This window comes from Bradyrhizobium sp. USDA 4516 (assembly GCF_054055915.1).
The window spans coordinates 976,843-997,218 of record NZ_JBSRXT010000001.1 but is presented as its reverse complement, the minus strand read 5'-3'; the positions used below and the strand labels follow the sequence as shown (position 1 = coordinate 997,218).

Here is a 20,376-nt window from a genome sequence, read left to right as displayed (position 1 = left end):
GACTCCTCATCCTTTCTATGTATCGAAGTGTTGTAAAATCTTTCCCTGCAATTCTCTCAATTACGAGTCTTCCGCGGGCGCCCTCTCTGCGCAGCCCAGAAGCCGTCATCGAACCGTCGGGAAATGCTATTGCTGCCGCAGTTGAGAGTCTGATGGGGGCATCTTGATCAATGCTGCCCCAATCAGGCAACCTCGTCTTCATATCGATGGTCTTGCGAACGAGGTTTAACGCTACCGGCAATTCCTGACGAACCTGCTTCGACTGGATCTGTAAGCCGCTTCGGTGCCTCTAGGGCATCCGAATTGTGACCGAAGACTTTCTTTTGAGTCGCAAACGTTCTGAAGCCTTTGCCCTGCCAGCCTGACCGAGTGACCCGTCGGATCTGACGCGGACTACGAGCCTGAACGGCATCCATGATGAACGTCCTGCGCTGCTCTCCCGTCGGCAGCTCAGCACCAATCTTGAGTAGATGTCGTTCCAATGCCCTGAAGTCCGAAGTGTCGGTCCTTGGAAGCTCAATAATCTTTCGCGGGCCACGAACCATGGCGATCCGAAGTCTCAGGTAAGAAGTGTCCTCGGACGCGTCATGGATCGTCGCAATGTTCTTGATAAATGGCTTGGGCATCGCAATCTCCTGTGTGCAAGGCGTGCAAATCCAGCGTGTGCACAGTGCGCACACGGGTTTTTCGGCTCTAAACGGCTGACGATTGTTTCAGTGATTAAGTGCAGTTCAGTCAATTTCTAGGCGCAGCTTTAAGTTCGTCTCCCCTAGTCAGGTGGCGACATCGAAGCCTCCTCTGGTCTTAGTCACATCGAATAGAACAAGACGGCTTTCGAGCCCGATTTCATGGAGGTACGGGCCAAAAGGCTACGTCGCAAATGCCTCATGATATGAGGAGCCCACCAACCGGCCTGAGTCATGAGGTTCGTATGATAACCGACCGAAACGCGCTGTCCGTTCATGGAATACGTCATCGACGTGAATGGACGTTTTCGACAGCTTATGCGGACAGGCGTCTGAGGCATCTTTCCATGTCAACGAACAATGTACTTCCCCTAGCATATTGCCCATAACACCTGGTTATTGGTTGTTGTTCGCCCGCGCATTGACCAACCACCGCATTTACAGCAATTTGCGAGTGAAGGAGAGAGGAGGGGCAAGTGCTGGGCCACTTCGCTCAGAATCAAATCACGGGCAATTGCTCGACAAGATCCTCAACCGGTAGGCACGAGCAGATTAAGACACGGTCGCCAAAGGCATTGTCAACGCGTCCAACCGGGCTCCAGTATTTGTCCACGCGTGAGCTGCCCGCTGGGAAGCAGCCCTCGGTACGCGTATAAGGCCGATGCCAAGCATCGTCGGCGATGTCGTGCACGGTGTGCGGCGCGTGGCGCAGCGGGGAGGCCTCGACCTCCCAGCGGCCCTTCTCGATCTCCGCGATCTCGCCCCGGATCGCGATCATGGCGTCGCAGAACCGGTCGATCTCGAACTTCGATTCCGATTCCGTCGGTTCGATCATCAGCGTGCCCGCCACCGGGAAGCTCATGGTCGGCGCGTGGAAGCCGTAGTCGATCAGGCGTTTTGCGATGTCGTCGACGGTGACGCCGCTGGTCGTCTTGAGCGGCCGCGGATCGACGATGCACTCATGCGCAACGCGGCCGCGCTCGTTGCGGTACAGCACCGGGAAGTGCGGCTGCAGCCGTGCGGCGATGTAGTTGGCGTTGAGGATCGCGATCTCGGTCGCCCGCGTCAGGCCTTCGCCCCCCATCATCAGGATGTAGATGTAGGAGATGGTCAGGATCGACGCCGAGCCAAACGGCGCGGCCGACACCGCGCCGATCGCATGCGCCGTCGCTCCATCGGTTGCGGGATGGCCCGGCAGATAGGGCGCAAGATGCGCCTTCACGCCGATCGGGCCCATGCCGGGGCCGCCGCCGCCATGCGGAATGCAGAAGGTCTTGTGCAAATTGAGATGGCTGACATCGGCGCCGTAATCGCCGGGCCGCGACAGTCCGACCTGCGCGTTCATGTTGGCGCCGTCGAGATAGACCTGGCCGCCATGGGCATGCACGATGTCGCAGATCTCGCGGATATGCTCCTCGAACACGCCGTGGGTCGACGGATAGGTGATCATGACCGCGGCAAGGTTGGCGGAGTGCTTCTCCGCCTTGGCGCGAAGATCATTAACGTCGACGTCGCCGCGCGCATCGCACGCGACGACCACGACCTCCATGCCGACCATCGCAGCCGAGGCCGGATTGGTGCCGTGCGCGGAGGAGGGGATCAGGCACACCTTGCGGTGCGGCTCGCCGCGCGCGAGGTGATAGCCGCGGATCGCCAGCAGCCCGGCATATTCGCCCTGCGCGCCGGAATTCGGCTGCAGCGAGACCGCGTCATAGCCGGTGACGTCGCACAGCCATTGCTCCAGCCGCTTGAACAGCGCGTGATAGCCCTTGGCCTGATCCGCCGGCGCGAACGGATGCAGATTGCCGAACGCCGGCCAGGTCAGCGGGATCATTTCGGTGGTGGCGTTGAGCTTCATCGTGCAGGAGCCGAGCGGGATCATCGCGCGGTCGAGCGCGAGGTCACGATCGCTGAGCTTGCGCATGTAGCGCAGCAGCTCGGTCTCGGAACGATGCGTATTGAACACCGGATGGCTGAGGAAGGCGCTGGTGCGCCGCAGCTCCTTCGGCAGCGCCTCGTGCGCACCGGCCTCGATCTCGGCATAGCTGAGCTTGCCGCCGAACACGCGCCACACCGCCTCGACCGTCTCCGGCGTCGAGGTCTCGTCGAGCGCGATGCCGAGCGTGGTCGCGCCGATGCGCAGATTGATCCGCTCCGCCTGCGCGCGGGTGACGAGCTCGATCTGCTTGCTACCTGCCTCGACGGTCACGGTATCGAAGAACGCTTCGCTGGTCGGCGCAAAGCCGAGCTTGCGCAGGCCGGCCGCGAGCACGGTGGCGCGGCGATGCACGCTGCGTGCGATATGGGTCAGGCCCTCGGGACCGTGATAGACCGCATACATCGAGGCGATCACGGCGAGCAGCACCTGCGCGGTGCAGATGTTCGAGGTCGCCTTCTCGCGGCGGATATGCTGCTCGCGGGTCTGCAGCGCGAGGCGATAGGCGGGCTGGCCACGCGAATCCACCGAGAGGCCGACGATGCGGCCGGGCAGCGAGCGCTTCAGCGTGTCGCGCACCGCCATATAGGCGGCGTGCGGTCCGCCATACCCCATCGGCACGCCGAACCGCTGCGCCGAACCGATCGCGATGTCGGCGCCGAGCTCGCCGGGCGAGGCGAGCAGCGTCAGCGACAGCAGGTCCGCCGCGACGATCGCAAGCGCGCCCTTGGCGCGCAGCGACGCGATGGCAGGCTTGAGGTCGCGTACCGCGCCCGACGTTCCCGGATATTGCAGCAGCGCGCCGAGCACATCGGCGTTGTCGAGCTCGGTCAGGGGATCGCCGACCACCAGCGCCCAGCCCAGCGGCGCGGCGCGCGTGCGCATCACCGCCACCGTCTGCGGATGCACCTCCTTGTCGACGAAGAACACCTTCGCCTTGACCTGCGAGTGGCGCTCGGCGAGCGCCATCGCTTCCGCCGCGGCGGTCGCCTCGTCGAGCAGCGAGGCGTTGGCGACGTCGAGCCCGGTGAGATCGCAGATCATGGTCTGGAAATTGAACAGGGCCTCGAGCCGGCCCTGGCTGATCTCCGGCTGGTACGGCGTATAGGCGGTGTACCAGGCCGGGTTCTCCAGAATGTTGCGCTGGATCACCGCGGGCAGGATGGTGCCCGAATAGCCCTGGCCGATCAGCGAGGTGAACACCTGGTTCTGCGCGGCGAGCTCGCTCATATGCGCGAGCGCCTCGGTCTCGCTCAGCGCCCGGCCGAGATCGAGCGGCGCCTTCTGCCGGATCGACGCCGGCAGCGTCTCGTTCATCAGCGCCTGCAGGCTCGCGGCGCCGACCGTCTCCAGCATCGCGTTGACGTCGCGCGGCGACGGTCCGATGTGGCGGCGGACGAAATCGGTGGCGGCTTCGTTGATCGGCTTGAAGGGCGCGTTCATGACGTGATCCTCGGAGTGATCCTTTAGGCGGTGTGCGCGGCGTAGGCGGCCTCGTCCATCAGGCCGCCGAGCTCGCCCTTGTCGGCAATCTTCAGCTTGAAGAACCAGGCCTTGCCGCCGGCGTCGGAATTGACCAGCGCGGGCTCGGCGGCGAGCGCGTCGTTGACCTCGACCACCTCGCCGGAGATCGGCGCGTAAACGTCGGAGGCGGCCTTGACGGATTCGACGACAGCGGCGGCCTCGGCCTTCTTCAGGCTGCGGCCGACCTTGGGCAGTTCGACGAACACGACGTCGCCGAGCTGCGACTGCGCATAGTCGGTGATCCCGATCGTGGCGACGTCGCCCTCGATGCGGAGCCATTCGTGGTCGGACGTGTACAGCGTCGTCATGGGGTCGATCCTTTGGCGTTCAGCGTTTGTAGGTATTGGGGACGAAGGGCGTAGCGGCGACTTTCAGCGGCAGCCGCTGGCCGCGCACTTCGGCGAAAACGGTGGTGCCGACGGCGGAAAGGGCCGTGGGCAGGTAGCCCATCGCAACCGGCGCATTGAGGCTCGGGCCGAAGCCGCCCGAGGTCACCTTGCCGATCTGCTCGGTCGAGCCGGCATCGGCGAACAGCGCGGCGCCTTCGCGCACCGGTGCGCGGCCGTCAGGCTTCAGGCCGACCCGTCGGCGCGCAGCGCCATCTGCGAATTGCGCGAGAATTTTGTCGGCGCCGGGGAAGCCGCCGGCGCGGGCGCCGCCGCTGCGGCGAACCTTCTGCACCGACCATTCCAGCGCGCCTTCGACCGGTGTCGTCGTGGTGTCGATGTCATGGCCATAGAGGCACAGCCCGGCTTCGAGCCGCAGGCTGTCGCGCGCGCCGAGCCCGATCGGCAACACGTCGGGATTGTCGAGCAGCGCGGTGACCAGGGCTTCCACCTTGTCTGCGGGCACGGAAATCTCAAAGCCGTCCTCGCCGGTATAGCCGGAGCGCGAGACGAAGCAGTCGACGTCACTGAGCCGGCGCGGACCGGCGTCCATGAATTTCATCGAACCGACATCTGCACAAAGTTTCGCCAGCACCGATTCGGCTTTCGGGCCCTGCAGCGCGATCAGCGCGCGGTCGGCCAGCGAGACGATCTCGCAGGCGTCGGAGAGATTCGCGCGCAGATGCGCCTCGTCCTCGGCCTTGCAAGCGGCGTTGACCACCAGGAACAGGTGATCGCCGAAATTCGCCACCATCAGGTCGTCGAGCAGGCCACCGTCATTGTTGGTGAATTGCGCGTAGCGCTGCCGTCCCGGCGCGATACCGACGATGTCCTGCGGCACCAGTTTTTCCAGCGCGAGCGCGGCATCCGCGACCTTGCCGGATTTGGCCTTCAGCACGAGCTGGCCCATGTGCGACACATCGAACAGACCGGCTTCCTTGCGGGTGTGCAGATGCTCCTTCAGCACGCCGGCCGCGTATTGCACCGGCATGTCATAGCCGGCGAACGGCACCATCTTGGCGCCGCGCGCCAGATGCAGCGCGTGCAGCGGGGTCTGTTTCAGCGGGGAGGTTTCGCGCGCAAGCATCACAGGGCCCTCGCGGTTCCCGCCGGGGACCTATTTCCCCTTGAGAAACCTGCAGAAAGCCCCATCTGTCGCTGTGCCTGAGAGTATTATCCCGTCGGCGGACGCATCGGGGCGAACCCCAGCGTCTCTTTCCAGATGTCAGACGTCACGCGGTCCTTTTGCCTGAGAGTTTCCGGGGCGGTTGCTCCTTCGGCGCCGGCGATAAGGCCGGTCTCTCCCGACGTGATTGCCAGTTGAAGCGCTCACGAAACATAGCCAAGCCGGACTTGTCAATCCAAGCACACTAAGTACCTGGCCATTCAACCGATCGCTGAAGACACGTTCTTCGCCGGAATGCTCACGCTGCACGAGCCGCTAAGTTCGCATGAAACCGCTTTCGGCAGGCCGTCTGAAGGATCATGCGGCTTGTCTCCATGTGAGCCTTGTTTCCCCATCGTTAGATCCGCTCACGTCAAGCGTCAGCCGATATCGAGCCGAGAGCGGCAACAAATCCTGTAGTGTTTCAAGGCTCACTCATCCCCGACCCGAACCTCTATCAATCGCGAGAGACCATTCAAAATGCCTGTCAACAAAAGCGCAGCCCCAACCAAGATCGGTGCGATATTCATGTTTTCTGGCGGCGTCGCCGAACTGGGCCAAGACTCGTTCGACGGAGCGGACGCCGCAATGCATTTCATCAATTCGCGTGATGTATCGTCTCGAAAGTTTGAATGGGTGAAGGCCGACGGATCATCACCCGAAGAAGCTGCCCAGCATGCTGAAAGAATGATTACTCAAGAGGGAGTGCGAGCGATCGTCGGTTGCTATGGGTCGAACCACAGCATCGAAGTGTCGAAAGTATGCGAGAAATACGGGGCGGTATTATGGACCCAAACCGCGTGGGCGGCATCTCTGTTCGCCCACAAGCCGAAATATACGTTTCGTACCAATACCTACGCTACTCCAGTCGAGGAAGCTGCTGTCGACTACGTTCTGCACGAGGTCACTCCGCTCCTGGCAAAGAAGAGCGACCTTCGGGTCATGGTAATCAACGAAGGGAGCGCGTATGGCGTGAGTTGTGGCGACGAGACCGTCAAGGCCCTGACTGCGAAGAACATCAAGCCAATACAGCGCTACACGTACGACGCAAGGTACGATGGGGCCGATCTCGATTTCGACAATATCGTCTGCCGGATCAAGGAACAAAATCCGGACGTCCTGTTTGCGAGTTCGTTCATTCGAGACTCTGTTGGAATTCTAGATGCGATGAAGAGGGCGGGCTATCGTCCGCCCGTTATTATGACCTCCTCCGCAGGATTTGGTCTGTACACTCTAAATCTGGCCGGCGAAATGACGGAAGGAATCTTGTCGGCAAATGCTCCTGCGCTCGTTGCGCCAGCCGCGCTGAATGAGACTGGCCGGCGTCTGCAGGTTGAGTACGTCAGCCGGCTAAAAGGGTTGACCGGAAGGCAGCCATCCGGATTCAACGCAATGTCTTTCTGTGCTGCGTACTCGCTACTGAACGATGTCATTCCAAAGATTCAAGGCGAGATGACCGCCGAGAGCATTCGTCACGCAGCAATGTCGCGGGATATTCCGCTCGGAACTTACCCCAATGGCTGGGGCCTCAAGTTTGATGCGGTCGGGCAAAATGAAAGGTGCCCGGTTTCAATTGACCAGTGGCAGAAGGGCTCATTGAACACTGTCTGGCCTCGGCAGATGGCTACTTCCATCGTCAACGGACTGCCGTTGCCTCCAGTACAGTAAGATCGGGCTGAAGAGGGGCGAGCTGTTTGCTCGCCCCCAGCGCCAGATAGCATCGCATTAGCCGTAAACCGAGATTGCAAATGCAGGTCGATCTCCAATCTTCTGATGAAGACCAGGCCGTTGGCCAATTGTTGACCTACGAGAGCTTTCGGGTCGGGCAGGTCATCGAGCTCGGTTGGATATCGGTGTCCGAAAGAGACATCGCAGACTTCGCAAGTCAATTCGACCCTCAGTCCTTTCACACTGATGAGGAAAGGGCCAGGCATTCCCCATACAAGGGCATCATCACAAGTGGCTGGCATACCGCTGGACTGTTCATGCGCCTCTACGTCGATCGCATTCTCAATCGAGCGTCATGCCTAGGCTCTCCAGGTGTGGATGACCTGCGATGGATCGCTCCAGTCAGAGCGGGGCAGAGGCTGCGCGGCGTCTTGACTGTCGAAAGACTGGAACCATCGAAAAGCCGGCCGGATCGGGGAACACTCTATCCGAGGTGTGAGCTGTTCGATGAAGACAAAGCCCTCGTGTTCTCGATGGTACTCAAGACCTTGTTGAAACGTTCACCGTCCGCTTCCTGACCGACCGGATCGGTGGTGCGCTGCTACTCAGTGGACTCGTCTCGACGATACCAATGGGCAGGAGTCACTCAGCTGATCTGGTCGCAATCTCCCTTGTGGCCAGGCGTATGAGGAGCCTCCTCAGTCATTTGGTGCTCGGAAACACGTTTAGGCCATCGGATGGCAATGGCACCTCCTTCGAACAACGGTCGCCGCTTAGAGCATGGAGAGCCTATCATGCTTAAACTCTACTACTCGCCCGGTAGCTGTTCGCTCGCGGCTCACATTGTGCTCGAGGAGATTGGTCAGCCCTACGAGCTGGAACTCGTGTCGGCAGCCGGAGAACACGAGGGGGAAATGACAGCCACAGCGAAGTGGAGGGCTGTAAATCCGAAAGCGCGGGTTCCGGTGCTTGCTGGGGTCCCCGGACAAATTGCGGGCAGTCCTGACGTGCTCACTGAAGTGCCGGCGATATTGTTCTATTTGGCGCGGTCCGATCCGGACGCCTGCCTGATGCCTCGGACATCAGCGGGCGAGGCGCGTTGCCTCGAATGGATGAACTATCTGTCCAGTAGCGTGCACGCTACAGCATATGCGCAGATCTGGCGTCCGTTGCGCTTCGTTTCTGACCAGCAGGCATTCGGGCCGTTGAAAGCCAAGGGCGTGGACAGTGTCCGCGACCAGTACTCCTACATTGAGTCTATCTTGACTGACGGAAGGGATTGGGCCGTGCCCGGGGGGTATTCCATCGCTGATGCTTATCTGCTGGTGTTTTACCGATGGGGAAGTCGAATAGGGCTCGACATGCGCAATTCTTTTCCCGGATGGACTGAGCTTGCCGAAAGAGTCAAAAGGCGTACCGCAGTTCAACGTGTGTTTCAGCGCGAGAGAATTAGCCTCTATTGAGCGTATAGCCCGCGGGGCGCGCTAGGCTCACGGGTGCCTGCTCGGAAACCTATGTCTTGCCTGGTTGGGTCAGACCACCGATTTGCACTGACCTGCCGATGAGGCGGACGTAAAAGAGCCCCGGCGGCAACTGCCGCCGCCGGGAAGTCTAGGGAGAGAACACCCACGTCACCTCAGTCAGATCGATCCAATGAGCGATCATCATTGCGGGTAGTCCGGTCATAGCCTCATTCGGCAATAAGTAACAAACGAGAACTGCTCACACGATCCTGCAGTCGAAGTCACTGCGCCTGGACTGTTAGCGCCAGTAACAGAAAAGGCGAGGGGTGTTCGCTGGCGCGCTGTTGTGTGTGCGATAGGTTTGCCGTTGAAGTAGCTTGTCGCACCCGTATGGAAATGCCTCAGTGGGTATCACGCATGGTTCGCGCTTTTACGATGTTGACGTTCACCGAGTCTGTGAAGGCCGCGCAGTCAATGAGAGGCTCTCGGGAGTTCTGCGCATCGCTGGAAGCAAAGTCGGAGAACAGGGTTATCGATGAGCGCAGCGGCTCGTTCATATCGGAATGCGACAGTTTTTTGTTGGGGACCGCGAACCGAGATGGATGGCCTCACGTTCAGCATCGAGGTGGCCCCAGAGGCTTCCTTCGAGTTTTGGGGCCGACGACACTAGCATTCGCGGATTACTCGGGTAATCGACAGTACATAACGGTTGGCAATCTGTCGGAAAACGATCGGCTCTTCATTTTCATAATCGACTACCGAGAACGCCGTCGGCTGAAACTCTGGGGGCGCGGTGTCGTCGTTGAGGACGACAGGATGCTACTTGCTCGCGTCGAAGTGCCGGGCTACGCCGCCAAGGCGGAGCGTGCTATTGTCGTGCACGTCGAAGCATGGGATTTCAATTGCGGTAAGCATTTTCCCGAACGCTAGATGCGATACGAATCGATAGGCACGCGCCCAGCGCTCAAAGACTGCTGTTGGGGCGCTCTGCTTATAGCGGGAGTGTCGAATTGCAGGGATCTACGCGCAACGGATTCTAGGCGTGCATCCCGACGTATCCCGGATCTCGAAGGCAACTCTGTCAGATAAACCACGGAGCGCTAAAGTCGGCCAATCGGTTGTTACATCACGTTGGCTTGAGCGACTTGGTTGACCTCGAGCCATCGTGACCTTGCGAGTTCTGCGCATTCAAACGTGAAAATGCTTCATCGCAAAGATCAGTATTGTTCGTTGGCAATGCCGCGGGATGAGTTGTAGTTCGCAATCAGGGTTTCTGCACGGCACGCCGCCGTTCTTCTCGTCAGCGACCGAGAAATGGAAACAAGATAAGGAGAACCAAATGAACTCGCGATTCGAGACCAAAGAACCAACGATTGGCGGATCAGTGTATGTCAAGCCGGCGGCGATCGATTGGAAGCCGTCTCAATTCGAAGGCATTCAGATCAAGGTGCTTTACGAGCGGCCTGAGGCCGGAGAGCTGACCTGTCTCCTCAAGTGGGAGCCTGGCGCGCGGTTACCATTTCATCAGCACCCCGAGCTCGAGCAAAGTTTTGTGCTCGAAGGGTCATTCTACGATCATGACGGCATTTGCCGCGCCGGGGAGTATGTATGGCGTCAGCCTGGCTCATACCACGAGACGCGAAGCGATGAGGGCTGCATTCTGCTCGCGGTGTACCGAAAGCCGAACGTGTTCGGTAACACAGCCGGATTTGGTGTCGAAGCCAAGACTGAGGCGAAATAGCGACCTGAGCCAGGAACGATTAGTCTGGAGGGTGCTTTCGCTGCATGGGCAGCGAAGGTGCCGCTAAGGAAGCCCCAGAAAGTCTTCGCCGGAAACCTCACGTTGGCGTATGACCAAACGCAACTACAAAATAATTCGTAAGGTCGAGGAAACTCCGAACATTCTTTCGATTTACCTCGCCGCCGAGGATGACACGGCGCTCGCGCCGTTTCGCAGCGGTCAGCGGCTTGTCTTTGACGTCCCCGGAATCGGGGAGCGAGAATATCTTTTGTCAGCCTTCTCGGCCAGGCCGAAGAGCTATCGCATTACGATCGCTCATGATGGCCGGCCGACCGTGCCAGATGCATACGCGCCGGACTACTGGTACCACCAAGTGGATCGCGGCGGCGTGGTGCGGGCTGACGGACCTACAGGAAGCTTCCAGCTACCTGAGCGTTTGGATCGTCCAATAGTCGTTGTTGCTTCGGGTGTAGGTGAATCCTTCGTTGCGGCAGTTGCCGAAGAGCTCGCCGTCCGGGCGCCGCGTCACCGCGCCAGCTTTTTTTACTCTACCATCAATTCGAATACGTTCGGCCTGAAGACCAAAGTTGAGTCGCTCAGGTCAGAGCTTAGCAATAGCCATTGGCGGAGCTGCTTCGTTGAACCGCTCGCGGACGATCGGCAAGGACGGGATTTCGATCTTTGCGGACCAATAAATGCTTCCCTCATCGCCGGCGCGCTTTCGGACCAAGGGAGCGATGTGTTTGTCTGTGGGCCGACGGAGTTCGTTAATTGGGCGGAAACCGAGCTAGCTTCGAATATGCGTGGCGTACACTCGATACAGATTCAATGGCTGGGAGAGGCCTGTAAACCGCGGCCGATTGTACCTGAAAAAAATGCCATTGACACACCGACAGCTTGCTACGTTCGGTTCACGCTTTCCGGGGTAACCGCAATCTGGACGAAGGAGCAGGGCACTTTGCTCGACTTGGCGGAAACGGTCGGGCTGGACGTGCCGTACTCGTGTCGAACGGGTGTGTGCGGTACGTGTGCCCAGAAAATCGCTGCTGGCGAGGTGCTGCCTATCCGCAAGACCCATGCAGAAACGTCGAGCGAAGAGCAACTCCTGTGCTCATGCATTCCTCTTACCGACCTCGAAATTGAGCTGTAATCCACCTCGGGCTGCTGACGAAGCATGTAAAAGCGCGCGAGGAAATGCTTACAGTGGCTTCGTGAGCCGATTTCTAGCGGTGAGATGTCGCCGTCTGCGAGATATTAACCCTCTTGGCTGTGCGCGCGCGATGCTTTGGCTGTCGCGACGCATCACGGGCAGATTCATTGCTGAACGCGGCTCCGCTCTTGATGTCAGCTTCTTCACTGGGCCTGAGCTGTCCCAGCATCCAGTCACGGAAGATCGCGATACTCTTTAGTTTTCGGCTTTCCGCACGCCATACCATAAAATAAGAGTACTCATCCGGTATCGCGCAATCGAAGAGGCGGACCAAGCGTCCGGAGCGAAGATCGTCGGCAACAAGGGTGCCCCTGGCGAGCGCAATGCCATGCCCTTCCGCTGCAGCCTCGAGCAAAAGAGCGGCGTCGGTGTACGATGTACCATGATGCGGCTCCCGCATATCCGCGCCCGCCGCGTTGAACCATGCTTCCCAGGGTTGGTGTGGATTGAGCAAGAGGTCTGCGTGCGCTAGCTCGGGCAGTGATCTGGGGTAGTTTCCGTCACGGTAATTCGGGCTGCAGACGGGAAAAATGAGCTCGCCGATCAACCTCTCCTGCTGCACGCCCGGCCAGCCTCCTGGACCATAGCGGATCGCCAGATCGACGCCGTCTGACGCGAGGTTGGCAAGTTCGGTTGTTGTCCGAAGTGCCAATTGAACACCAGGGTGATGAGTGTGAAACGAACCAATTCGGGGGATCAGCCATCGCGATGCGAATGCCGGTAGCAGGCTGATGGTCAGAACATCAGATCGGGCACGTTGTGCGCTTCCTTCGAACGCGCGTTCTAGCAGTCGGAGTCCTTGGCGGATTTGGTTAACAAGTATCTGCCCGCGCTCGGTGAGCACCATCTGCCTACCTTGTCGCTGAAACAGCTTCGTGCGCAGTTGCGCTTCAAGCGCCCTGATCTGATGGCTGATCGCTCCGTGGGTAATGTGTAGCTCCGCCGCAGCGCGGGTAAAGCTGAGATGACGAGCCGCAGCTTCGAACCCGCGCAGCAACTGCAGTGGCGGTATGTGCGAAGATGTCATGCGGGCTCCGGTCGTCCTGTCAATGACTTCAGATCCTGCGGTATGCTCTTGCTCTCGCTGAAGATTACGCAGGCATCCCGGCCCCGGCAATTGGTATTTTGGCGTCCAATCGGTCCGGACGTTCGTTCATGGCCAAGCCGTGGAGGCCGTCGCTACGTCGAACTTCCTGTTGACCAGGCAGTAGCGCACTTGCTCGTGTCCCGCTTTTGCAGCGGAGACGCTATGACGTCAGTTCGTCGAAAGCCGCGAGCGCCTTGCCCGCATAAACCGTAGCAGGGCCGCCGCCCATTTCGACCGAGACGGCGATTGCTTCGACAAGCTCTTCCCTAGTCGCGCCGTGCTTGATTGCGCTCTGCATGTGGAAGACGATGCAACCTTCGCATTTTACGCTGATCGAAATGGCGACGGCAATGAGCTCCTTGATCTTGGCCGGCAGAGCGCCATTCTTGTTGGCGGCAAGCATGACACTCTGGAAAGTCTGCATGACCTGCGGCGCAGCTTTGTAAAGGGCTGTCGCCTGGTCGCGGAGCTCTGCTGATAGCGTTTTCGCTTCCATTGTACCTGTCTCCCTCAATCGACCGGACGGTTAAATTGCGTGCGGATAAATCGGAAATGCCTGACTGAGTTCGCGCACACGTTTGGCAATCGATGTCTCCCCAATCAAAATCAGCGGATCTCTCGCGGCAATGTTCAGGGTTTTCAGGATCAATGATCCGATTTCCCGGAACTCCGTTTCCTTGAACCCCCGTGTGGTGACGGCGGGCGAGCCCAATCGGATCCCCGAGGTGATAGCCGGCTTCTGTGGATCAAAGGGGATTCCATTTTTGTTGCAAGTCAAGCCGACATGGCCAAGCGCCAGTTCGGCGGCCTTGCCCGTCACTCCAAGCGGGCGCAGGTCGACCAGAACGACATGGCTGTCGGTGCCGCCGGAAACGATCGCAAGACCGCCCTCGGCGAGCGAGGCGGCAAGGACCCGCGCGTTGGCAATCGTTTGCTTCGCATACGTCGTGAACGACGGCTGAAGCGCCTCTCCGAATGCCACAGCTTTTGCGGCTATGACGTGCATCAGTGGACCGCCTTGGGATCCTGGAAAGACTGCCGAATTTAGCTTCTTCGCGAGATCCTCGTCGTTGGTCAGAATGAGCCCGCCGCGTGGTCCGCGCAACGTCTTGTGCGTCGTCGAAGTCACGACATGTGCATGGGGAACCGGGCTCGGGTAGGCATTGGCAGCAACAAGGCCAGCAACGTGAGCCATATCGACCATCAGTTTCGCGCCAATTTCATCGGCGATCGTCCGAAACTGTGTGAAGTCAATCTCACGAGGATAGGCCGAACCGCCCGCAACAATTAGCTTTGGCCGATGTTGATGCGCCAGGCTGCGGACTTCATCCATATCGATCAGGTGGTCCGTCTCGCGTACTCCGTAAGGGATCGCCCGAAACCACTTACCTGAGATCGTGACGGCGGCACCGTGCGTGAGATGACCGCCATGCGCTAGAGAAAGGCCCATAAAGGTGTCGCCGGGCTCCAGAAGCGCCAGGAATGCAGCAAGGTTTGCTTGTGCTCCGGAGTGAGGTTGCACGTTGGCAAATCCTGCGCCGAAAAGTGCCTTCGCCCGTTCAATCGCAAGCAGCTCGACTTCGTCAACAAACTCGCAGCCTCCATAGTACCGGCGTGCGGGATATCCTTCAGCATACTTGTTGGTGAGCACGGACCCCTGAGCTGCGAGGACCGCTTCTGAAACGATGTTTTCGGATGCAATCAGCTCGATCTGACTCTGCTGGCGGCGCAGCTCTCGATCGATGGACGCGAACACGGGATCATCGAAACCTCGTCGCGTCATTTCCACGACATTATCCATGGCTACTTCCTTTGTTCAGCACTCGGGGACGTTAACGGCGAGGCCGCCTCGAGATGTCTCTCTGTACTTGTCGTGCATGTCGGCTCCGGTCTGACGCATCGTCTCGATGACATGATCAAGCGATACCTTGTGGGTGCCATCGCCGGCGAGAGCCAGCAGCGCTGCATTGATCGACTTGATTGCGCCGAATGCGTTGCGTTCGATGCACGGGATCTGAACGAGCCCTGCGACCGGGTCGCAGGTCATGCCGAGATGATGCTCCATTGCAATCTCAGCAGCATTTTCGATTTGTTCGTTGGTGCCACCTAGGGCGGCGGCAAGTCCTGCAGCCGCCATCGCGGCGGCCGAGCCGACCTCACCCTGACAACCAACTTCCGCGCCGGAGATGGAAGCGTTGTGTTTGATGATGCTGCCGATCGCGGTCGCAGTGAGAAGGAATCTGCGCATGCCATTCACATCGGATCCGTCGCAGAAGTCACGGTAATATCTGAGAACGGCGGGTAACACGCCGGCGGCGCCATTCGTCGGTGCCGTGACGACCCGACCACCGGAAGCGTTCTCCTCATTCACGGCAATGGCAAAGGCGGACACGTACTCGAACGCTTCGCTTGGGGAGCGTTGGTTGGCCAGCGCAGCAGACCGAAGTCTCTGAAACAGCTTCTTCGCTCGGCGCGGGACTTTCAAACTGCCGGGCAGGTCCCCATCTCGATCGAGGCCGCGATCGACACACGCCATCATCACTCGGATAAGGGTGTCTAGAAGTTCAACGATGGAAGGCTCGTCCCGGCGTGCCAGCTCGTTGACGAACGCAACGTCAGCTATGGTGCAGAAATTGGCGCGGCATATTGCCAGGAGCTCATCCGCCGACCGGAAATCGAAGCCGAATGCAAAGGTCTGCACCTTTGATGCGCCGCTGTCTCCGTCGCGTTCGACAAATCCCCCTCCAACGGAGTACCAGACCTCTGAGGCGATGATTTCGCGGCGTATATCGAAGGCTTGCAGCAACAGCGCATTGGGGTGACGGTCGTAGACCGTTTGCCTGTCAAAGACGATGTCGCGTGCTTCGATGAATTCGATTGCAGTATCATTGGGAAGAACAACGCTGCCACTCGATCGTATCTCGGCCAAGATCGAGTCGGTCTCATCCGGCTCCAGCTGGTCGGGCGAGTGTCCGGAGAGCCCGAGCAAAATCGCAGCGTCCGTTCGATGGCCTTTACCAGTCCAGGCCAGCGATCCGAAGGCGGTAACGGCTATTCTGCTGGTCCTTTGTTGCCGCTCTGCGCCTAGGCCTCTCACGAAAGAGGACGCGATCTTCATCGGTCCGATCGTATGTGAGGAAGACGGACCGACCCCAACCTTGAACAAGTCACCCAGCCCGATGGGCAACATGATTTGCTCGCCGCGTTGCGCAGCCCGCTCGAGCAGGGTGGTTATTGCTGTTGTTAACGCAGATACCGACATGAAGCACCTCTAGCCATCGATCAAATCGATCGAGCTGTTGAAGCGCCCCATCTGTCTTTTTGGCCTGAGAGTGTTATCCCTTCGGCGGATGCTGACCGCATCACTTTCCAGATGTAGATCCGACACGGTCCTTTTGCCTGAGAGTTTCCGGGGCGGTTGCTCCTTCGGCGCCGGGTATCCGGCCTCTCCCGTGGTCAGATAGACTTAGTTACTTCTCTAAAACTCCAAACACTGATGATTGAAAAATAGCTGCCGAGTGGGCTGTATCGCAGTCGCCTGGATCGAGCAAGGGCGCGCCGTTCTGTCGTCCGTGAAAACGGTTCACCGCTTGGTCGAATACTGTTCGTTTGCGTTCACCGTAGGCAAATACTTAGTTTGCCGAGCCTCTCATCGGTGAAGCAACACGTCAAGCGGCGGCGATGTTGCGCACGATGTTTGATTTCGTCCGGGCTTCGATGCGAATCCCGGTCCTCGTTATAGACCCGAAGAATTGTGAACTAGCAGGCTGCTCAATGACCTGCAGAACTGAGAGGGTTGAAACGTCGTGTGCGGCTGTCAATGATCATAATTTGCGATGTCTGCCCGCTTGCTCCGTGATGCTGCTTCAACTTGGCAGTCGCGGACGCCCGGTTCGTTTGCTCCGGGCAATGCGGTGCATGTCTGCAGAGCGTTTGGTTCAGTTCGGCGAGCGCTTTCCAGGCTGACGCGACTCTTCGCCGCCGTTTCACGGAACTGCTGATGATATGTCGCATCGAGATCGATAGGGGATTCGTGTGTTCGGGTTGAATAGCCGAGATGCCATCGCTGAAGTCGGGAAAGAAGAAGTGTCCCGATCAACGGACCAATCACGCTCCTCATTTCTCGCGGTTCGCGACGTCAGCGTCGTGTTCGGCGGCATCATCGCACTGAACGGCGTGTCGTTCGACATGCGCCATGGACAGATCCTCGGGCTGATCGGGCCGAACGGCGCCGGCAAGACGACGCTGTTCAATTGCCTGTCGCGGCTCTATCAGCCGTCGTCGGGCGACATCCTGATGGAAGGCAAGAGCATCCTGTCGCGCCCGCCGCACCGGATCGCCGAGATCGGCATCGGCCGCACCTTCCAGAACGTCGCGCTGTTCCCCAACCTGTCCGTGATCGACAATGTGCGCGTCGGCGCGCATGCGCGCACCTCGAGCGACATCGTCAGCGACTCGCTGCGCCTCGCCTGGGTCCGCCGCGGCGAGACCGACATGAACAAGAAGGTGCACGACATCCTTGGCTATCTCGATCTCGAGGACGTCGCCCACACCGTGGTCTCGGGACTTCCGTTCGGCACCCAGAAGCGCGTCGAACTGGCGCGCGCCCTGGCCGCGGATCCGAAGATCCTGCTGCTCGACGAGCCGGCCGGCGGCCTCAATCACGAAGAAGTCTATGTGCTCGGCGACCTGATCCGCAAAATCCGCGACGACCGCAAGATCACCGTGCTGCTGGTCGAGCATCACATGGGTCTCGTGATGTCGATCGCCGACCACGTCGTCGCGCTCAATTTCGGCCGCAAGCTTGCCGAAGGCACGCCGGCCCAGGTCCAGGCCGACCCTGATGTCATCAAGGCCTATCTGGGGAGCAAGGACCAATGACCACGATGCTCAACGTCAAGGACCTGCGCGCCTATTACGGCCAGGTTCAGGCCCTGCACGGCCTCTCCTTTTCGCTCAACGAGGGCTCGCTGACCACCCTGCTCGGCGCCAACGGCGCCGGCAAGACCACCACACTGCGGGCGATCTGCAACATGGTGCGCTCCACCGGCGCGATCGAGTTCGAGGGCAAGCCGATCGGCACGCGCTCGACCGAAAACGTGGTCCGCCTCGGCATCGCCCACGTGCCGCAGGGCCGCGGCACCTTCACCAACATGACGGTGGAGGAAAACCTGCAGCTCGGCGCCATCAGCCGCCCGGACAAGAAGGCGATCGGCGCCGACATCGAACGGATGTACGAGCATTTCCCGGTGCTGAAGCAGCGCTACACCCAGCAGGCCGGCACGCTGTCCGGCGGCGAGCAGCAGATGCTCGCGGTGGCGCGCGCGCTGATGCTGCGGCCGCGCCTGATGCTGCTCGACGAGCCGTCGTTCGGCCTCGCGCCGCTGATCGTGCGCGACCTGTTCCGCATCCTCGGCAAGATCAATCGCGAGGAAAAGGTGACCATCCTGGTGGTCGAGCAGAATGCGCAGCTCGCGCTTGAGCTCGCCGACCAGGCCTACGTGATCGAAACCGGACGGATCGTGATGTCGGGCAATGCCAAGGACATCGCGAACAACGAAGACGTCCGCAAATCCTATCTCGGCTACTGAGGGAGCTGGCACAATGGAGCTTTTTGCCAACCAGGTCCTGGCCGGCATCGCCACCGGCGCGATCTATGCCTGCATGGCGCTCGCGGTGGTCATGATCTACCAGGCCATCGACCATCTGAATTTCGCCCAGGGCGAAATGGCGATGTTCTCGACCTTCGTGTCCTGGCAGCTGATGCAATGGGGCGTGCCGTATTGGGGCGCCTTCGTGCTCACCGTCGCCTTTTCGTTCGCCGCCGGCATCGTCATCGAGCGGTTGCTGTTCAAGCCGCTGGCGAAGGCGCCGATCCTGACCAACGTCGCCGGCTTCATCGCGCTCTACGCGATCATCAACTCGGTCGCCGGCCTGATCTGGGACTTCACCATCAAGCAGTATCCGACGCCGTTCGGTTCCTCACCGTTCCTCGGCAGCCAGCTGATCTCGACCCATCAGGCCGGCATGATCGGCATCACGCTGTTGATGCTGCTCCTGCTGTTCTTCTTCTTCCGCTTCACCCGGGTCGGTCTTGCGATGCGCGCCGCCGCATCGCTGCCGGAATCGGCCCGGCTGGTCGGCATCAACACCTCGTGGATGATCGCGCTGGGCTGGGGCATGGCCGCCTCGATCGGCTCGATCGCCGGCATGATGATCGCACCTGTGGTGTTCCTCGAGCCTAACATGATGCTCGGCGTGCTGATCTATGGATTTGCCGCAGCCGTGCTCGGCGGCCTGTCGAGCCCGTTCGGCGCCGTCATGGGTGGCTTCCTGGTCGGCGTCTTCGAGAACCTCGTCGGCACCTACATCCCCGGCGTCGGCAATGAACTGAAACTTCCGATCGCGCTTGCGCTGATCATCGTCGTCCTGGTCGTGAAACCGGCAGGCCTGTTCGGCCGCGCCATCGTGAAGCGAGTTTGATCATGAGCGCCGCTGAAGAAGTCGAAGTCGTCACCGAAGGCCAGGCCGTCGAGGCCGTTCCCAAGCGCGCCATGACGCTGGGCTACGGCACCTCGCTCGTCGTGCTCGCCGCGCTGATCCTGATCCCGCTGTTCGTCAAGAACTTCATCATCTTCCAGATGACGATGCTTCTGATCTACGGCCTTGCGGTGCTGGCGCTCAACATCCTGACCGGCGGCTCCGGCCAGTTCTCGCTCGGCCAGAGCGCGTTCTACGCCGTCGGCGCCTACACCTCGGCGATCCTGATGGAGCATGCGGGCATGAACTATGCCCTCACGCTGCCGATCGCCGGCATCGTCTGCTTCGGCTTCGGCTTCCTGTTCGGCCAGCCGGCGCTGCGGCTTTCCGGCGTCTATCTGGCGCTCGCGACCTTTGCGCTCGCCACCGCGATGCCGCAGCTTCTGAAGCTGGGCTATTTCGAGCACTGGACCGGCGGCGTGCAGGGTCTCGTGGTCACCAAGCCGGATGCGCCGTTCGGCCTGCCGATGGGGCAGGACATGTGGCTGTATTACTTCACGCTGGTGGTCACGATCGCGATCTATATCGCTTCGGTGAACCTGCTGCGCTCGCGCTCCGGCCGCGCCTTCATGGCGATCCGCGACAACGAGATCGCGGCCTCCGCGATGGGCGTCGACGTCGCGCTGTACAAGACGCTGGCGTTCGGCGTCTCGGCCGGCATCACCGGCGTTGCCGGCGGTCTCGGTGCCATCGCGGTGCAGTTCGTGGCGCCCGACGGCTACACCATCCAGCTCGCGATCTCGCTGTTCCTCGGCATGGTGGTCGGTGGCGTCGGCTGGCTGCCCGGCTCGATCGTGGGCTCTGCCTTCATCATCTTCGTGCCCAACATCGCCGAAGGTATTTCGAAGGGCCTTTCGGGCGCCGTGTTCGGCGTGCTGCTGTTCCTGTTCGTATTCCTGGCGCCGAACGGCACACGCGACTTGCTCAATATGATCCGAAGATCTGTTGGGGAAAAATGATGAGACTGGAG

At 60.1% G+C, this 20,376-nt stretch carries 18 protein-coding genes and 2 riboswitches; of the genes, 10 read left to right on the top strand and 8 right to left on the bottom strand.

The genetic code is table 11. The features are described from left to right. Positions 1 to 182 precede the first annotated feature (182 nt). The 4 genes from ACVI1L_RS04675 to gcvT form a co-directional block, all read right to left on the bottom strand. Positions 183 to 626 carry a hypothetical protein gene (locus ACVI1L_RS04675; protein WP_456782410.1) on the bottom strand — a complete coding sequence of 148 codons (444 nt, stop codon included), beginning with the start codon at positions 624 to 626 and terminating at the stop codon, positions 183 to 185. 559 nt (positions 627 to 1,185) lie between these two features. After that, complete coding sequence (gcvP, locus tag ACVI1L_RS04670) at positions 1,186 to 4,065, bottom strand: aminomethyl-transferring glycine dehydrogenase (RefSeq protein WP_456782409.1); 2,880 nt, start codon at positions 4,063 to 4,065, stop codon at positions 1,186 to 1,188. A 23-nt stretch (positions 4,066 to 4,088) separates the two neighbouring features. Next, the gene (gene gcvH / locus ACVI1L_RS04665; RefSeq protein ID WP_057018368.1) at positions 4,089 to 4,454 is read right to left on the bottom strand and encodes a glycine cleavage system protein GcvH; all 366 of its coding nucleotides are present in this window, start codon (positions 4,452 to 4,454) and stop codon (positions 4,089 to 4,091) included. Positions 4,455 to 4,473: 19 nt separating this feature from the next. Beyond that, positions 4,474 to 5,619, bottom strand: a complete 1,146-nt coding sequence (gene gcvT, locus ACVI1L_RS04660) for a glycine cleavage system aminomethyltransferase GcvT (protein WP_456782408.1) — start codon at positions 5,617 to 5,619, stop codon at positions 4,474 to 4,476. Positions 5,620 to 5,760: 141 nt separating this feature from the next. Beyond that, a riboswitch (glycine riboswitch) is annotated at positions 5,761 to 5,849 on the bottom strand. A 328-nt stretch (positions 5,850 to 6,177) separates the two neighbouring features. Between gcvT and ACVI1L_RS04655 the strand changes: the two genes are divergently transcribed. From ACVI1L_RS04655 to ACVI1L_RS04630, 6 genes are all read left to right on the top strand, one after another. Next, the gene (locus ACVI1L_RS04655) at positions 6,178 to 7,365 is read left to right on the top strand and encodes an ABC transporter substrate-binding protein (RefSeq protein ID WP_456782407.1); all 1,188 of its coding nucleotides are present in this window, start codon (positions 6,178 to 6,180) and stop codon (positions 7,363 to 7,365) included. 80 nt (positions 7,366 to 7,445) lie between these two features. Then, positions 7,446 to 7,943: a MaoC/PaaZ C-terminal domain-containing protein gene (locus ACVI1L_RS04650; RefSeq protein WP_456782406.1), complete on the top strand. Its 498-nt coding sequence runs from the start codon at positions 7,446 to 7,448 to the stop codon at positions 7,941 to 7,943. Between the two features lie 216 nt (positions 7,944 to 8,159). Continuing rightward, positions 8,160 to 8,828 carry a glutathione S-transferase family protein gene (locus ACVI1L_RS04645; protein ID WP_456782405.1) on the top strand — a complete coding sequence of 223 codons (669 nt, stop codon included), beginning with the start codon at positions 8,160 to 8,162 and terminating at the stop codon, positions 8,826 to 8,828. Between the two features lie 417 nt (positions 8,829 to 9,245). Continuing rightward, complete coding sequence (locus ACVI1L_RS04640; RefSeq protein WP_456782404.1) at positions 9,246 to 9,758, top strand: pyridoxamine 5'-phosphate oxidase family protein; 513 nt, start codon at positions 9,246 to 9,248, stop codon at positions 9,756 to 9,758. A gap of 409 nt (positions 9,759 to 10,167) precedes the next feature. Then, entirely contained in the window at positions 10,168 to 10,569 is a 402-nt protein-coding gene (locus ACVI1L_RS04635) for a cupin domain-containing protein (RefSeq protein WP_456782403.1), read from the top strand. A 109-nt stretch (positions 10,570 to 10,678) separates the two neighbouring features. After that, positions 10,679 to 11,719, top strand: a complete 1,041-nt coding sequence (locus tag ACVI1L_RS04630; RefSeq protein WP_456782402.1) for a flavin reductase family protein — start codon at positions 10,679 to 10,681, stop codon at positions 11,717 to 11,719. Positions 11,720 to 11,792: 73 nt separating this feature from the next. Here the strand turns inward: ACVI1L_RS04630 and gcvA are convergent, their stop codons facing one another. The 4 genes from gcvA to ACVI1L_RS04610 form a co-directional block, all read right to left on the bottom strand. Next, complete coding sequence (gene gcvA, locus ACVI1L_RS04625) at positions 11,793 to 12,806, bottom strand: transcriptional regulator GcvA (RefSeq protein ID WP_456782401.1); 1,014 nt, start codon at positions 12,804 to 12,806, stop codon at positions 11,793 to 11,795. A gap of 220 nt (positions 12,807 to 13,026) precedes the next feature. After that, positions 13,027 to 13,362 (bottom strand): carboxymuconolactone decarboxylase family protein, encoded by a 336-nt coding sequence (locus tag ACVI1L_RS04620; RefSeq protein WP_456782400.1) that lies wholly within the window; start codon positions 13,360 to 13,362, stop codon positions 13,027 to 13,029. Between the two features lie 30 nt (positions 13,363 to 13,392). Then, positions 13,393 to 14,667, bottom strand: coding sequence for a serine hydroxymethyltransferase (glyA, locus tag ACVI1L_RS04615; protein ID WP_456782399.1), 1,275 nt, complete (start codon positions 14,665 to 14,667; stop codon positions 13,393 to 13,395). Between the two features lie 15 nt (positions 14,668 to 14,682). After that, positions 14,683 to 16,128, bottom strand: coding sequence for an L-serine ammonia-lyase (locus ACVI1L_RS04610; protein ID WP_456782398.1), 1,446 nt, complete (start codon positions 16,126 to 16,128; stop codon positions 14,683 to 14,685). A 115-nt stretch (positions 16,129 to 16,243) separates the two neighbouring features. Further along, a riboswitch (glycine riboswitch) is annotated at positions 16,244 to 16,329 on the bottom strand. 623 nt (positions 16,330 to 16,952) lie between these two features. On the opposite strand from ACVI1L_RS04610, the gene ACVI1L_RS04605 reads away from it, so the two are divergent. Genes ACVI1L_RS04605 through ACVI1L_RS04590 form a run of 4 tightly spaced genes read left to right on the top strand, consistent with a single transcriptional unit; the run spans position 16,953 to position 20,365 of the window. After that, on the top strand, positions 16,953 to 17,747 hold the full coding sequence (locus tag ACVI1L_RS04605) for an ABC transporter ATP-binding protein (RefSeq protein WP_456782397.1): 795 nt from the start codon (positions 16,953 to 16,955) through the stop codon (positions 17,745 to 17,747). Then, positions 17,744 to 18,457 (top strand): ABC transporter ATP-binding protein, encoded by a 714-nt coding sequence (locus tag ACVI1L_RS04600; RefSeq protein ID WP_038384532.1) that lies wholly within the window; start codon positions 17,744 to 17,746, stop codon positions 18,455 to 18,457. The genes ACVI1L_RS04605 and ACVI1L_RS04600 overlap by 4 nt, the downstream gene beginning before the upstream one ends. A 13-nt stretch (positions 18,458 to 18,470) precedes the next feature. Then, the gene (locus ACVI1L_RS04595) at positions 18,471 to 19,349 is read left to right on the top strand and encodes a branched-chain amino acid ABC transporter permease (protein WP_028339071.1); all 879 of its coding nucleotides are present in this window, start codon (positions 18,471 to 18,473) and stop codon (positions 19,347 to 19,349) included. A gap of 2 nt (positions 19,350 to 19,351) precedes the next feature. Beyond that, positions 19,352 to 20,365, top strand: a complete 1,014-nt coding sequence (locus ACVI1L_RS04590; RefSeq protein ID WP_456782396.1) for a branched-chain amino acid ABC transporter permease — start codon at positions 19,352 to 19,354, stop codon at positions 20,363 to 20,365. The last annotated feature ends 11 nt before the right edge of the window (positions 20,366 to 20,376 follow it).

Coding starts and splice junctions, on each gene's coding strand:
- ACVI1L_RS04675 (WP_456782410.1), bottom strand. CDS start 626: ATGCCCAAGCCATTTATCAAGAACATTGCGACGATCCATGACGCGTCC.
- gcvP (WP_456782409.1), bottom strand. CDS start 4,065: ATGAACGCGCCCTTCAAGCCGATCAACGAAGCCGCCACCGATTTCGTC.
- gcvH (WP_057018368.1), bottom strand. CDS start 4,454: ATGACGACGCTGTACACGTCCGACCACGAATGGCTCCGCATCGAGGGC.
- gcvT (WP_456782408.1), bottom strand. CDS start 5,619: ATGCTTGCGCGCGAAACCTCCCCGCTGAAACAGACCCCGCTGCACGCG.
- ACVI1L_RS04655 (WP_456782407.1), top strand. CDS start 6,178: ATGCCTGTCAACAAAAGCGCAGCCCCAACCAAGATCGGTGCGATATTC.
- ACVI1L_RS04650 (WP_456782406.1), top strand. CDS start 7,446: ATGCAGGTCGATCTCCAATCTTCTGATGAAGACCAGGCCGTTGGCCAA.
- ACVI1L_RS04645 (WP_456782405.1), top strand. CDS start 8,160: ATGCTTAAACTCTACTACTCGCCCGGTAGCTGTTCGCTCGCGGCTCAC.
- ACVI1L_RS04640 (WP_456782404.1), top strand. CDS start 9,246: ATGGTTCGCGCTTTTACGATGTTGACGTTCACCGAGTCTGTGAAGGCC.
- ACVI1L_RS04635 (WP_456782403.1), top strand. CDS start 10,168: ATGAACTCGCGATTCGAGACCAAAGAACCAACGATTGGCGGATCAGTG.
- ACVI1L_RS04630 (WP_456782402.1), top strand. CDS start 10,679: ATGACCAAACGCAACTACAAAATAATTCGTAAGGTCGAGGAAACTCCG.
- gcvA (WP_456782401.1), bottom strand. CDS start 12,806: ATGACATCTTCGCACATACCGCCACTGCAGTTGCTGCGCGGGTTCGAA.
- ACVI1L_RS04620 (WP_456782400.1), bottom strand. CDS start 13,362: ATGGAAGCGAAAACGCTATCAGCAGAGCTCCGCGACCAGGCGACAGCC.
- glyA (WP_456782399.1), bottom strand. CDS start 14,667: ATGGATAATGTCGTGGAAATGACGCGACGAGGTTTCGATGATCCCGTG.
- ACVI1L_RS04610 (WP_456782398.1), bottom strand. CDS start 16,128: ATGTCGGTATCTGCGTTAACAACAGCAATAACCACCCTGCTCGAGCGG.
- ACVI1L_RS04600 (WP_038384532.1), top strand. CDS start 17,744: ATGACCACGATGCTCAACGTCAAGGACCTGCGCGCCTATTACGGCCAG.
- ACVI1L_RS04595 (WP_028339071.1), top strand. CDS start 18,471: ATGGAGCTTTTTGCCAACCAGGTCCTGGCCGGCATCGCCACCGGCGCG.
- ACVI1L_RS04590 (WP_456782396.1), top strand. CDS start 19,352: ATGAGCGCCGCTGAAGAAGTCGAAGTCGTCACCGAAGGCCAGGCCGTC.